Annotated in this window: 14 protein-coding genes; 10 read left to right on the forward strand and 4 right to left on the reverse strand. The window is 53.3% G+C overall.

Features of this window, described 5'->3' with window-relative positions; genetic code table 11:
• Positions 1–22: 22 nt before the first annotated feature.
• Entirely contained in the window at positions 23–1,054 is a 1,032-nt protein-coding gene (locus tag M989_RS19325; RefSeq protein ID WP_064547966.1) for an isopenicillin N synthase family dioxygenase, read from the reverse strand.
• Positions 1,055–1,284: 230 nt separating this feature from the next.
• Entirely contained in the window at positions 1,285–2,394 is a 1,110-nt protein-coding gene (locus M989_RS19330) for an ABC transporter ATP-binding protein (RefSeq protein WP_064547968.1), read from the reverse strand.
• A 346-nt stretch (positions 2,395–2,740) separates the two neighbouring features.
• Between M989_RS19330 and M989_RS19335 the strand changes: the two genes are divergently transcribed.
• The 7 genes from M989_RS19335 (at position 2,741) to M989_RS25695 (ending at position 10,120) form a co-directional block, all read left to right on the forward strand.
• Positions 2,741–3,973, forward strand: coding sequence for an extracellular solute-binding protein (locus M989_RS19335; RefSeq protein ID WP_064547970.1), 1,233 nt, complete (start codon positions 2,741–2,743; stop codon positions 3,971–3,973).
• 53 nt (positions 3,974–4,026) lie between these two features.
• Positions 4,027–5,334 (forward strand): carbohydrate ABC transporter permease, encoded by a 1,308-nt coding sequence (locus M989_RS19340; protein WP_064547972.1) that lies wholly within the window; start codon positions 4,027–4,029, stop codon positions 5,332–5,334.
• A gap of 9 nt (positions 5,335–5,343) precedes the next feature.
• Positions 5,344–6,195, forward strand: a complete 852-nt coding sequence (locus M989_RS19345) for a sugar ABC transporter permease (RefSeq protein ID WP_064547974.1) — start codon at positions 5,344–5,346, stop codon at positions 6,193–6,195.
• Between the two features lie 4 nt (positions 6,196–6,199).
• A complete protein-coding gene (locus tag M989_RS19350; RefSeq protein ID WP_064547976.1) occupies positions 6,200–7,402 on the forward strand; it encodes a glycoside hydrolase family 53 protein in 1,203 nt (400 codons plus the stop codon).
• Positions 7,403–7,430: 28 nt separating this feature from the next.
• Entirely contained in the window at positions 7,431–9,488 is a 2,058-nt protein-coding gene (locus M989_RS19355; RefSeq protein ID WP_064547979.1) for a beta-galactosidase, read from the forward strand.
• A 72-nt stretch (positions 9,489–9,560) separates the two neighbouring features.
• A complete protein-coding gene (locus M989_RS19360; protein ID WP_064548127.1) occupies positions 9,561–9,875 on the forward strand; it encodes a PTS sugar transporter subunit IIB in 315 nt (104 codons plus the stop codon).
• A 68-nt stretch (positions 9,876–9,943) separates the two neighbouring features.
• The gene (locus tag M989_RS25695) at positions 9,944–10,120 is read left to right on the forward strand and encodes a hypothetical protein (RefSeq protein WP_157093578.1); all 177 of its coding nucleotides are present in this window, start codon (positions 9,944–9,946) and stop codon (positions 10,118–10,120) included.
• Positions 10,121–10,138: 18 nt separating this feature from the next.
• On the opposite strand, the gene M989_RS19365 is transcribed toward M989_RS25695, so the two are convergent.
• Positions 10,139–11,404: a maltoporin gene (locus M989_RS19365; protein WP_064547981.1), complete on the reverse strand. Its 1,266-nt coding sequence runs from the start codon at positions 11,402–11,404 to the stop codon at positions 10,139–10,141.
• Positions 11,405–11,673: 269 nt separating this feature from the next.
• Between M989_RS19365 and M989_RS19370 the strand changes: the two genes are divergently transcribed.
• The 3 genes from M989_RS19370 to ykgO all read left to right on the forward strand — a co-directional run bounded on the left by M989_RS19370 (position 11,674) and on the right by ykgO (position 13,270).
• Positions 11,674–12,747 (forward strand): LacI family DNA-binding transcriptional regulator, encoded by a 1,074-nt coding sequence (locus M989_RS19370; RefSeq protein WP_064547983.1) that lies wholly within the window; start codon positions 11,674–11,676, stop codon positions 12,745–12,747.
• A gap of 119 nt (positions 12,748–12,866) precedes the next feature.
• Positions 12,867–13,130 carry a type B 50S ribosomal protein L31 gene (locus M989_RS19375; protein WP_064547985.1) on the forward strand — a complete coding sequence of 88 codons (264 nt, stop codon included), beginning with the start codon at positions 12,867–12,869 and terminating at the stop codon, positions 13,128–13,130.
• Positions 13,130–13,270 (forward strand): type B 50S ribosomal protein L36, encoded by a 141-nt coding sequence (ykgO, locus tag M989_RS19380; protein WP_003859006.1) that lies wholly within the window; start codon positions 13,130–13,132, stop codon positions 13,268–13,270. The genes M989_RS19375 and ykgO overlap by 1 nt, the downstream gene beginning before the upstream one ends.
• On the opposite strand, the gene M989_RS19385 is transcribed toward ykgO, so the two are convergent.
• Positions 13,267–13,965 (reverse strand): GNAT family N-acetyltransferase, encoded by a 699-nt coding sequence (locus M989_RS19385; protein ID WP_064547987.1) that lies wholly within the window; start codon positions 13,963–13,965, stop codon positions 13,267–13,269. The genes ykgO and M989_RS19385 overlap by 4 nt on opposite strands.
• Positions 13,966–13,983 lie beyond the last annotated feature (18 nt).

A 13,983-nucleotide genomic window follows, 5' to 3' on the forward strand; every position in this document is an offset into this window, starting at 1 on the left:
GTGTTTCCTTATTGTTTTAGTGTCAGGCAATCAGTTGTTCGCTGCGGGCGCGCAGCACGTCACGGTAATAACGTTCCGCCACGTCCGGGTGGGATCGCAGGCGGCCTTTCAGATAGTTCCAGCCCACATCGCGCAGCAGCGGATTCTGCGGATCGCTTTGTGGCCCGTTGGCTTCACGCGCCAGCGTTTCAGGCAGCGAGTAAACCGGCACTACGGCGTCCAGCTGAGCGCCGAGGAAGAAGGCGATAGACAGGCGCTGCTGATTGGCGGGCGGCGTCACCACGCGATGGACGGTGGCGCGCAGGTAGCCGTTGGTCGCCAGCTCCAGCAGTTCGCCAATGTTCACTACAAAGCTGCCGGGCAGCGGGACTGCATCGATCCACTGACTCTCGCTGACCTCCACCTGTAGACCTTTCTGGTCATCCTGGAGCAAGAAGCTCAGGAAGCCGGAATCTTTGTGCGCGCCAACGCCCTGAGTGCTGTTCTGCGTCTCCTGCTGGCCAGGATAACGAATCAGCTTGATATGTTCGTTCGGCTTTTCGCCGTACAGGGTGTCGAAGGCTTCCGGCGGCAGCTGGAGTGACTCAGCAAAGGCGCGCAGCAGCGTCATGGCCATCTCGGTCATCGCGCGTTGCCATTGCAACAAAACCGGGCGCAGCGTTGGCAGCGCTTCGGGCCACAGGTTTGGCCCCTGTAATTGCAGCCAGCGCGGATCGTGTTCCCGTAGGGTAATCGCCTGGCGTTCCGCGCCGATATCAAACTGTTCACGCCAGTCCGGTTGCCCGCGGGTGAGCTCGGCGGCGCTGCGGTTGTAGCCGCGAAAATGGGGTGAGTGAATCATCGCCACCTGCTGTTTTTGTTCGTCGGACAGGGCGAAAAAGCGGCGGGATTCAGACTGTAACGACTGCTGTAGGGCGTCGTTGATGCCGTGATCGGTTAAATAAAAAAAGCCAACGTCGCGGGCTGCGTGGCGAAGCTCTTGCAGAAATTCAGCGCGCTCAGATGGCTGATGATAGCGGGCCAGGCTGAGGATTGGCAGGGTGGTCAGACTCATGGTGCTCTCCATTTTGCAGATGAATGCCGTGGTATTCAGGTGGTGCGAATGCGGGATGACAACAACAGCGCTGCATGGGATATCTCCTTTGGGTTAATGGAGACAGACTGCCCGATGGCGGAGGAGGCGACCAATAACGTTATTTTCTAATTTAGAACTGCGGGAGGGTCTGAGCTTTTGCGGAATTTTGCTAAAGCGCACGGCACAAGGCCGTGCGCGCGAGAAGGGGATTAATGCTGATTCGGCGCGGCAATATCTGCGCTGATGCGCAGGCCATCTTCGTCAAAGATCATGCAGTGCTGGTTATCGAAGGCGAGGTCAATTTGCTGCCATGGGCGGAAATGAACGTCCCCCGGCAGCAGAATTTTCACGTTATCGTGGCCGTAGCACTGACCGAACAGATAGGTATTGTTGCCAAGACGCTCGACCACTTCACAGTTAAAGGCCAGTACCGTCCCGCTTGTGGTGTTGGTTGAGAGATGCTCCGGGCGAATGCCCAGCGTGACGGTGGCGCCCGGCGTGAGTGGGGTGGTCTCTATAGCCAGCGTCAGCGTATGTTGCTGGGCGAGTTTCACGGTCAGCGAGCCAGGCTGCCAGTCGGCAACGGTAGCGGGCAGGAAGTTCATCTTCGGTGAGCCGATAAACCCGGCGACGAACTTATTGATCGGATTGTAGTAAAGATCCATCGGTGAACCCATCTGCTCAACCTTACCGTAGTTCATCACCACGATTTTATCGGCCAGCGTCATTGCTTCGACCTGATCGTGGGTGACATACACCATGGTGGTTTTCAGCTCCTGGTGCAGGCGCGCAATGTGCAGACGCATATCCACGCGCAGTTCGGCGTCGAGGTTTGACAGCGGCTCATCGAACATAAAAACGCGAGGGTTACGCACGATGGCACGCCCAATGGCCACACGCTGACGCTGGCCGCCGGAAAGTTGCTTTGGTTTACGATCTAGCAGGTGAGAAAGTTGTAGCGTTTTGGCGACCATTTCGACCTGACGACGAATATCGTCTTTCGGCACTTTGTTCACCTTCAGGCCGTAGCCCATGTTCTCGGCGACGGTCATGTGTGGGTAGAGGGCGTAAGACTGGAATACCATCGCCACACCGCGGTGCGACGGCGCGACATCGTTCATGACTTCGTCGCCGATCAGTACTTCGCCGTCGCTGACCTCTTCCAGCCCGGCAATCATCCGCAGCAGCGTTGACTTGCCGCAGCCGGATGGGCCGACAAACACGGCAAATTCGCCGTCTTCAATATCGAGATTGACATTATGCAGCGTGACGGTGCTGCCAAAGCGTTTTGTGACGTTCCTCAGTCGGATATTAGACATCGACGTTCCCCGAAGTTGTTAACCTTTGCCTGCCGTTGGAGGAGGGCCGCTGAATGTCATTTGTGTATTACGTATTACAATTCAGTCAGGCGATGCTCAACAGCGTAAAAATCTTGGAAAGACTATAACTTCCGCTAATTACGTGCCCTATATCGATGTTTCATTTCTGCAATCACGATCACACAACTCGCAGTTGTTAGTGGTTTTATCATTACTCAAAGCGTAGCGTATAACAAAGTAAAGGCGGCCGAGTAACTCGGTGCTAAAAAAGCATTATACGTATCACAGCGTTCTGTACCCTGTAGTCAAAAACGATAAATTGTTACACCTTCACATGAGGTTGATAATGAAAAAGAACACTATTGCCGCACTTGTCCTTACCACTCTGGCCGCGGGGCAGTTGATTAGCCTGCAGGCTCACGCGGCTACGCAGCTTAACGTCTGGGAAGACATAAAGAAATCCGCCGGAATTAAGGATGCTATCGCTGATTTCGAAAAACAGTATGACGTTAAGGTCAACGTGCAGGAGATGCCCTACGCGCAGCAGCTGGAAAAACTGCGCCTTGATGGCCCGGCAGGGATTGGCCCAGATGTTCTGGTTATTCCAAACGATCAGCTCGGTGGCGCGGTGGTTCAGGGGCTGCTGTCGCCGCTGAAGCTTGACCAGAAGCAAATTGATGAGTTTACCCCTGCATCGATTAACGCTTTTCGTATGGACAACGCTCTGTATGGTGTGCCGAAAGCGGTCGAAACGCTGGTGCTGATTTACAACAAAGATTTAATCGATAAGCCGCTGGCCAGCCTTCCGGAATGGTATGACTATTCGAAAACCCAGCGTGCGCAGAACAAATACGGGCTGCTCGCCAAGTTCGACCAGATTTACTACAGCTGGGGCGCGATTGGCCCGATGGGCGGCTATATCTTTGGCGATAACGGCAAAGGCGGCTACAACGCTGAGGATGTCGGTCTGAACAAGCCTGGCGCCGTGGAAGCGGTAACTTACCTGAAAAAATTCTATGCCGACGGCGTCTTCCCTGCGGGAATTATTGGCGACAACGGTCTGAACGCCATTGATTCGCTGTTCACTGAGAAGAAAGCGGCGGCGGTTATCAATGGGCCGTGGGCTTTCCAGCCGTATGAAGCCGCCGGCATCAACTACGGTGTGGCACCGCTACCAAATCTGCCGGACGGTAAACCGATGAGCTCCTTCCTTGGCGTGAAGGGCTACGTGGTGTCGACATGGAGTAAAGATAAGGAGATGGCGCAGAAGTTCATCGCGTTTATCAACCAGCCGCAGTATGTGAAAACGCGCTATATCGCGACGCGTGAGATCCCACCGCAGAAGGCGATGATTGACGATCCGATTATCAAGAACGATGAGAAAGCCAGCGCCGTTGCGGTGCAGGCGGCGCGCGCGACGGCAATGCCGGGTATTCCGGAAATGGGCGAAGTGTGGGGGCCGGCCAACGCGGCGCTCGAGCTGAGCCTCACCGGTAAGCAAGAGCCGAAAGCGGCACTCGATAACGCCGAAAAACAGGTCAAGATGCAGATCGAAGCCATGCAGGCGAGTAACCAGTAAGCGCTGACGTCACGGACGGGAGGGGGACCTCCCGTTTTAAGAAGGAGCCGTGTGTGATTATCAATCCAAGCGAAAATGTAAACAGAGCGCAGGGGGCTGGTCGCCATGCGTGGTGCGGCCTGCTGTTGGCCATTGTGCCTGGCTTTGGCCAGTTCTATCACCGCCAGTGGCTAAAGGGACTTATCTTCCTGGTGCTGCTCAGCAGCTTTATGGGCGTGTTTTATGACTTCCTGCGCGAAGGGCTGTGGGGGCTATACACGCTGGGAGAAGAGGTCCCGCGCGATAACTCTATTTTCCTGTTAGCGGAAGGGATTATCAGCGTGCTGATTGTCGCCTTTGGCGCTACCGTTTATTACCTTTCCCTTCGTGATGCGTGGGTGAACGGTAAGAAGCGTGACGATGGCCAGCAACTGAACAGCGTGCGCAAGCAGTACCAGATGCTGCTGAGCGATGGCTTCCCCTATTTAATGATCACCCCAGGCTTCATCCTGCTGGTGTTCGTGGTGATTTTTCCAATCCTGTTTGGTTTCGCCATCGCTTTTACCAACTATAACCTTTACCACACGCCGCCTGCGAAGCTGGTGGATTGGGTAGGGCTTAAGAACTTCGTTAATATTTTCACGCTGTCCATCTGGCGCTCGACCTTTTTCGACGTGCTGCAGTGGACGGTGGTCTGGACGCTGCTTGCCACCACGCTGCAATGTACCGTGGGCGTACTGCTGGCAATTCTGGTAAACCAGAAGGATCTGCGCTTTAAGCCGCTTATCCGTACCATCTTTATTCTGCCGTGGGCGGTGCCGGGCTTTGTCACCATTCTGGTGTTCGCCGGGATGTTTAACGACTCTTTCGGCGTGATTAACAACGCGATTCTGTCTTTCTTCGGCATCAGCCCAAAAGCGTGGATGACCGACCCGTTCTGGACCAAGACTGCGCTGATTATGATGCAGACCTGGCTTGGCTTCCCGTTTGTGTTTGCCATGACCACGGGGGTATTGCAGGCGATTCCTGACGATCTCTACGAGGCGGCGACGATGGACGGTGCCAGCACCACCACCAAACTGCGGACGATCACGCTGCCGCTGGTGCTCTACTCGATTGCGCCAATCATCATCACGCAATACACCTTCAACTTTAACAACTTCAACATCATCTACCTGTTTAACAACGGTGGGCCGGCGGTAGCCGGGTCGAACGCGGGCGGTACGGATATTCTGGTGTCGTGGATCTATAAGCTGACCATGTCCTCTTCCCAGTATGCCATTGCGGCAACTATTACCATTCTGCTGTCGATTTTTGTCGTCGGTCTGGCGTTGTGGCAGTTCCGCGCCACGAAATCCTTCAAAAACGACGATATGGCGTAAGGGAATCACATGGCTAAATCACAAAGTATTAAACGTGAAAAATGGGTGCGACTGTCGCTCTCCTGGCTGGTTATCGTGCTGGTTTCCACCATCATTATTTACCCGCTGATCTGGACTATTGGCGCGTCGCTCAACGCCGGGAACAGCCTGTTGAGCACCTCTATTATTCCGGAGAATCTGTCGTTCCAGCATTACGTGGATCTGTTTAACGGCCAGGTGAACTATATGACCTGGTACTGGAACTCGATGAAAATCAGCTTCCTGACCATGGTGCTGACGCTGATCAGTGTCAGCTTCACCGCCTATGCGTTCTCGCGCTTTCGCTTTAAAGGGCGACAGAACGGGCTAATGCTGTTTTTACTGCTGCAGATGATCCCGCAGTTCTCCGCGCTGATTGCCATTTTCGTGCTCTCTCAGCTGCTGGGGCTGATTAACAGCCACTTCGCGCTGGTGCTGATCTACGTGGCGGGGATGATCCCGATGAATACCTATCTGATGAAAGGCTATCTCGATGCGATCCCCAAAGATCTTGATGAGTCCGCGCGTATGGACGGAGCGAGTAACTTCCGCATTTTCATCGAGATAATCATGCCGCTGTCGAAGCCGATTGTGGCGGTGGTGGCGCTGTTCTCCTTCACCGGCCCGCTGGGGGATTTCATTCTCTCCAGCACCATCCTACGTACGCCGGATAAATACACGCTGCCTATCGGGTTGTACAACCTGGTAGCGCAAAAAATGGGCGCCAGTTACACCACCTACGCGGCAGGAGCCGTATTGATTGCCGTACCGGTGGCGATTCTCTATCTGGCATTACAGAAATACTTCGTGTCCGGCCTGACCTCCGGCAGCACCAAAGGATAACCACATGAAAAGATTTGCACCCGCTCTGCTTGCTGTTTGTCTCTCCTGTTGTTTTTCCGCCTCTTCGCTGGCGGCCGAGACGCTGCAAACAAAGCCGTTTAACGCCATGCCGGCGGACTTTATTAAAGGCGCGGATATTTCGACCCTGCTGGATGCCGAGAAGCACGGCGCCCGTTTCTACAACGAACAAAATCAGCCGCAGGACGCGCTGGCCATTCTTAAAGCCAACGGCGTGAACTACGTTCGTCTGCGCCTGTGGGTTGACCCGAAAGATGCCGACGGCAACGCGTATGGCGGTGGTGATAACGATCTCGCCAGTACGCTGGCGCTGGCGAAGCGAGCAAAAGCGCAGGGTATGAAGCTGCTGCTGGACTTCCACTACAGTGATTTCTGGACCGATCCTGGCAAGCAGTACAAACCAAAAGCCTGGGAAAAGATGGACTACCCGCAGCTGAAAACCGAGATTCACAACTATACCCGCGACACTATTGCCCGCTTCAAAAAAGAGGGCGTGCTGCCGGATATGGTGCAGATTGGAAACGAAATTAACGGCGGTATTCTCTGGCCGGAAGGCAAAAGCTGGGGGCAGGGCGGCGGCGAATTTGACCGTTTAGCCGGCCTGCTGAATGCGGCGATTTCCGGGCTTAAAGAGAATCTGAAGGATGGCGAGCAGGTTAAAATTATGCTCCACCTGGCTGAAGGCACTAAAAACGACACTTTCCGCTGGTGGTTTGATGAAATCAGCAAACGCAACGTGCCGTATGACGTGATTGGCCTGTCGATGTATACCTACTGGAATGGCCCTATCAGCGCACTGAAGGCCAACATGGATGACATCAGCAAACGCTACAACAAAGATGTCATCGTGGTCGAAGCCGCCTACGGCTATACCCTGGAGAACTGCGATAACGCGGAAAACAGCTTCCAGGCGAAAGAAGAGAAAGACGGTGGTTATCCGGGCACGGTTCAGGGGCAATATAACTATATTCATGACTTGATGCAGGCCATTATTGATGTTCCCGATAATCGAGGCAAAGGCATTTTTTATTGGGAGCCAACCTGGATTGCCGTTCCGGGAAATACCTGGGCTACAAAAGCGGGCATGAAATATATCCATGATGAATGGAAAGAAGGTAATGCGCGCGAAAATCAGGCGCTATTTGACTGTAAAGGGAAAGTCTTGCCGTCGGTAAAAGTATTTAATTAATTTGAACACTCTTTTTCAGGATTTTATTATGAAAAAATTTCCGCCTTTGAGCCCGAAGGTTAATACGCTATTGCATGGTGCAGATTATAACCCGGAGCAATGGGAGAATTATCCCGGTATTATCGACCAGGATATTACGATGATGCAGCAGGCAAACTGTAATGTCATGTCGGTGGGGATATTTAGCTGGGCCAAACTTGAGCCGCAAGAAGGCGTATTTGATTTCGCCTGGCTGGATAATGTTATTGATAAACTGTATGCCGCCGGGATACATGTTTTTTTAGCCACCCCAAGCGGCGCGCGTCCGGCGTGGATGTCAAAAGCCTATCCGGAAGTGTTGCGCGTGGGGCGTGACCGGGTGCCGGCGCTGCACGGCGGTCGCCATAATCACTGTATGACCTCGCCGGTTTACCGCGAGAAGACGCTGAAAATCAATACGCTGCTGGCGGAACGCTATTCACAGCACCCGGCGGTGTTGGGCTGGCATATTTCCAATGAATACGGCGGCGAGTGCCACTGCCCGCGTTGTCAGGCTAAGTTTCGCGACTGGCTGAAGGCGCGTTATAAGACGCTCGATAATCTGAACCACGCCTGGTGGAGCACCTTCTGGAGCCACACCTATACCGACTGGGAACAGATTGAATCACCGTCGCCGCAGGGGGAAGTGTCTATCCATGGCCTGAACCTCGACTGGCGACGTTTTAACACCGCGCAGGTGACTGAATTTTGTCGTCATGAAATTGCGCCATTAAAGGCGGTGAACCCGGACCTGCCGGTGACCACCAACTTTATGGAGTATTTCTACGATTACGATTATTCGCAGCTCGCCGAGCCGCTGGACTTCATCTCCTGGGATAGCTATCCAATGTGGCATCGCGATAAAGACGAGACCACGCTCGCCTGCTATACCGCGATGTACCACGATATGATGCGTACACTGAAGGGCGGCAAACCGTTCGTGCTGATGGAATCCACGCCGAGTGTGACCAACTGGCAGCCGACCAGCAAGCTGAAGAAACCGGGTATGCACATCCTCTCTTCGCTACAGGCGGTAGCCCACGGCGCGGATTCCGTGCAGTACTTCCAGTGGCGTAAGAGCCGTGGTTCGGTGGAGAAATTCCACGGTGCGATTATCGATCATGTCGGGCATCTCGATACCCGCGTTGGCCGCGAGGTCACTCAGCTTGGTCATATCTTAAGACAGCTACCGGACGTTGTCGGCTGTCGCACTGATGCGAAGGTCGCCATCATCTTTGACCAGCAGAGCCGTTGGGCCATGGACGATGCGCAAGGGCCACGTAACAAAGGTATGGAGTATGAGCTGACGGTGAACGAACACTATCGTCCGTTCTGGGAGCAAGGGGTCGCCGTAGACGTGATTGACGCCGATGGCGATCTCAGCGCCTATCAGCTGGTGATTGCGCCAATGCTGTATATGGTGCGCGATGGTTTTGCCGAGCGCGCCGAAGCCTTTGTCGCTAACGGCGGCCACCTGGTCACCACCTACTGGACGGGGATCGTCAATGAAAGCGATCTCTGCCACCTGGGCGGTTTCCCTGGCCCGCTGCGCAAGCTGTTAGGTATCTGGGCGGAAGAGATAGATTGCCTGGACGACGGCGAGCGTAACCAGGTTCAGGGGCTGGCGGGGAACATGGTTGGACTGCAGGGGCCTTACCAGGTGCGCCATCTGTGTGAACTGATTCACCCTGAAACCGCGCAGACGCTGGCGGCGTATCGTGATGATTTCTATGCGGGGCGCCCGGCCGTGACCGTCAATAGCGTCGGTAAGGGCAAGGCGTGGCATATTGCTTCGCGCAACGATCTGGCGTTCCAGCGAGATTTCTTCACCTCGTTAATGGATGAGCTGGCGCTGCCGCGAGCGGTTGCCAGCATCTTTCCACCTGGGGTGGTGGCTACCGCGCGTACCGATGGCGAAAGCGCCTTTGTCTTTGTGCAGAACTTTACCGCGCAGACGCAGACAGTTACCTTGCCGGATGGCTATGAACATGCCGCGACAGGCGCTGATGCCAGCGGTCAGCTGGTGCTGAAACCCTGGGACTGCCGTATCGTTCGCCGTAAAGCATAATCCGCTGCAATCCCAAGCCTGCTCATCAGAGCAGGCTTTTTTACCTCTGTAGATAATCAAGGAGCGTCGATGATGGTCAGTCTTAAATCCTTCCTGCACTACTTCTCCCAGCCTAAACCGTCGGTGCCATTAAGCGCCAATGAGCAACAGCAAATTCAGCGTCTGATTAGCGCATTTGGTGGTCAGAATAATATTGAAAATGTTGATGCCTGTATTACGCGATTGCGCGTCACGGTTAAGGACCTGTCTGTCGTGGATTCTCAGGCGTTGCAGAATGAAGGTGCGCTGGGGGTTATTATTCTTGGGCAGCAGGTTCACGCTATTTTTGGCAAGCAATCTGATGCGCTGCGTAAGTTGTTAGATGAACACTTTGCGGGTAATAAATAAATTAGTATGTTGCCATCTGGAAATTTTTCACGGTTCTTCCAGATGGCGCTTCGTTTATTTGGGAAATAATGGCTTTATATGAAAACCCTGATTTGATATCGGGGTTTTATATTATTGGTGCGATAAAAAAAGAGGATAACCTAATAATAGCATTATCCCCAAGGCCAGATGATAGAAACAATAATGGAGTGGCAAATATAAAATTGGCGCAAATAACAAAAGATAGAATTAGGGCAAAACAATGATTCAGTCAGGTTAACGTATTACCACCAGGCTTCCACCTGCACGCCGAAGTTCCAGGTATCGCTGGCGGTGCCGTCGTTAAAGGCATTGCCCTGTTCGGAATCATTCAGGTAAGAGGCAAAGACGCGCAGCTCCGGACGAGACATAAAGTCAGGGCCATCTGCCAGGCCTAACGCGATGGTGTATTTCTCGCCGCTCTGCTTATAGTGGCTGCCGTTGGTGTAGGAGTCTTTCTGGTAGAAGCCACCCACTTCGCCGATTAAACGCACATATTCGGTGAACTGATACTGCGCGCGGCCAACCAGCGAGACCAGACGCGATTTATCGGTGTACTCGGTGGTGTTATCCGCCGAACCGTAGGTCAGCACGTGGTTGAGAGAGAACTTGTCGGTAATTGGAATCAGACCGGTGTTGATAACACGGTAGCCGGTGGCATCGTTGACGTAGTTCCACATGTCGTACCAACCACCGCCCTGAGAGACCATGTTCTGTGCCAGACCTTTGTTGGCATACTGCAGCACCAGCTTGTTATAGCCGCCAAACATATCCTGGCTAATTTCGCCGGTCAGCATCACGCCGTTATCGGCATCATAAAGGCCACCATAATCTTTCTGTTTGTCGGTTGGGTTCGGCATGGCGTAGTCAATACCGAATTCGGTCCAGGCGCCGCTCCACGGTTTCCAGCCCGCATAGCGAAGGTCAATGTAGTTGATGTTGACGTCGTTATCGCCGTCAACGCGATAGTCGACATCGTTGGCATCGCCGCGGATCCAGGCCAGTGACACTGCGCCTGGGCCAACGGTGTAGTTTTCGATCCCGGCACCGGAGCCGGAAATATTCCAGTATTTGGTATCGATGATGTGCAGGTCGTGGCGTTGGTAATAGCGTTTCCCACCCCAGATAACCGCATTCGGATCGCCCGGGATAAGCCCTTTAATCTGTAGGTTTAATTGACGCAGACCAAACTGTGCATCGTCGCCGAAGGTGGTTTCGTTATCGTTTGAACCGTCGGAAACCATGCTGACCATTGAGTCCAGGTAGAAACTGACATCGTTTTTCTTATACACCTCAGAACCCAATTCAAGTTCACCGTAGGTGTCGGCTTCGTTTCCCAAACGGCCGAGTTTGTTTTTTTGCCATTCCTGCATTCCGCCATCGCCAGAAACGCCTACGCCGGAGCGGAGGTAGCCATGGAAATCAATAGGAACTGACGTTGCCGCCAGCAGAGAAGATGAAGTCAGCGCAGTAGCTAACGCAATTGAAAGCGTGCGTAGGGTTGTTTTCATTATTATCCTCGGTTTGTTTTGTATTACGTTCACATAACGAGTGTAATAAAATGCCTAAATGTAAAATATGGCAAACATTTGATTGTTGATATGTGACTAACTGCAAATAAATTAATCATTTTCTGTTCATTTTGTAAGGGGTTTCTTGTTGCATGAAAATGTGGGCGTGTATCTTTTTTATGTTATCGTATGTCATAAATCAGGTCGGTAGACGTTTTTTGGGATGACCCCTGTTACAATCTAGCGATAACAACATAAGGAACCGGACGATGAAGTCTAAAAGCGCAACTTTGGAAGACGTTGCTCGCCATGCGGGCGTCTCCTACCAGACTGTGTCCAGGGTACTCAATAAATCTGCTAATGTATCCGAAGCCACACGCCACAAGGTGGAGAAATCCATCGAGGCACTCCGCTATGTCCCAAACCGACTTGCCCAGCAGCTGGTTGGCAAGACCACTCATACCCTTGGACTGGTGACCACTTCACTGGCGTTGCACGCGCCTTCTCAGGTTGCGGCAGCGGTGAAACGCTACGCAAATTTAGAGGGGTATCAGGTACTGATTTCGATGATTGATGAGAACGTCAATCATAGTGTTCAGGATTCGATCAACGAACTGAAATCACAGCTGGTCAGCAAAGTGATTATCAACGTACCATTAGAGACTGAAATAGCACAGAAAATTGCAGATGATAACGATGATATCGTCTGTCTTTTCCTCGATGTTGATCCCTATAGTTCGGTGTATAACGTTTCGTTTAATCCGGCAGATGGCACCCGTGCCAGCGTCAAATATCTGTATGAGTCGGGCCATCGTGAGATGGCGATTCTGGCTGGCCCGGTGAGTTCTGTCTCCGCCAACCTACGTTTGAGAAGCTGGCTGGATACGCTCAATAGCTACGGACTGAAGCCGGTGACCGTGCTGCACGGCAACTGGGATGCACAAAGCGGCTATGCCTGTGCGCTGCAAATGCTGCGCGAGACCCCGGATTTCTCGGCGGTGCTGGTGGGGAACGATCAGATGGCGTTAGGGGTGCTGAGCGCATTTCATCAGCATCAGGTCGCCATTCCCGGCGAAAAGTCGGTGATTGGTTACGATGACACCTATGAAAGCTCATTTTTCTACCCAGCGCTGACCACGGTATCGTTAGACCTGGACCTGCAGGGCAAAGAGGCGGTACGCCGCATTCTTGAAAGTGACGACAACGCTTCGTCACGGACTTCATCCATTCTCCCTGCTCGCCTTGTCGTGCGCCACTCTTCTGGTGCGAAGGTGGAGCAGGGCAAAGATATGCAGGCGATTGCCGAGCAGCTGCGCGCGATTGCGCATCAGCTTAGCCGCTAACCTCCCTTGCCGGAGTGCAGTCTGCACTTCGGCTATTTCCCTTAAAACTGTAGGGTTGCAAAGCGCTTTTTGACGGCGTATCGTAATTGTTATGTTATAACATATTAATTGAGGCTCAGATGAAAGCGAACATCCACCCCCATTACCGTACCGTGGTCTTTCACGACACCAGCGCTAACGAGTACTTTAAAGTCGGCTCCACCATCAAAACGGACCGGGAAATTGATCTGGAAGGTGTGACATATCCTTATGTCACGATTGATGTTTCATCAAAATCGCACCCATACTACACCGGGAAGCAGCGCAGCGTTTCCGCCGAAGGCTGCGTCGCGCGCTTTACCCAGCGTTTTGGCCGTTTTGTTGATGTGAAAAGAGGTTCCTGATGCAGGTACTTAACTCGCTGCGTAGCGCTAAACAGCGCCACCCGGATTGTCAGATAGTGAAACGCAAAGGTCGTCTTTACGTGATCTGCAAATCCAACCCCCGTTTTAAAGCCGTACAGGGGCGCAAAAAACGCCGCTAACGAAGAGACTCCAGGGACTGACGCTGCTTGCCGTCGGCGGTAAAGTTGTCGGCGGCAAGCCAGGCCTGGAAGGCGTCATTCAGCGCCGGCCATTCGCCGTCGATAATGGAAAACCAGTCGGTATCACGGTTGTGGCCTTTAATCACCAGCGCCTGGCGAAAATGCCCTTCAAACTGAAAACCTAAACGCAATGCCGCACGACGAGAGGGTTCATTCAAGCTGTTGCATTTCCACTCATAACGACGATAGCCGAGCGTATCAAAGGCATAGCGCATCAGTAACCACTGTGCTTCTGTCGACGCAGGGGTTCGGCTGAGCAGGGGCGAAAAATGCACATGTCCCACTTCCATCACCCCGTGATTCGGGTCGATACGCATCAGTGCCAGCGAGCCCACTGGCCGTTGGGTGCGGGTATCTATTACCGCAAAATGCAGCGGATCCTGAAGGGATTCCACGCTGGCGACCCACTGGCGATATTCTTCCACCGAGCTTTCCGGCTCACGCAGCAGCCACGTCCAGTTGCGGGTATCCGCCGCCTGCTGATGGGCGGCAAAGAGCGCATCAGCATGTTGTAGGCTTAACGGTTCCAGACGGCAATACTGACCTTCCAGCCCCACGCGCTGCGGATACGGCCGCGGCTGCCAGTCCGGCAGCGCATCGCCAATTAACTGACCAAATTGATTAAGCTGACTCATAACCTCTCCTTAGGGAAA

It is taken from the genome of Kluyvera georgiana ATCC 51603, assembly GCF_001654985.1.
GTDB lineage: Bacteria > Pseudomonadota > Gammaproteobacteria > Enterobacterales > Enterobacteriaceae > Kluyvera > Kluyvera georgiana.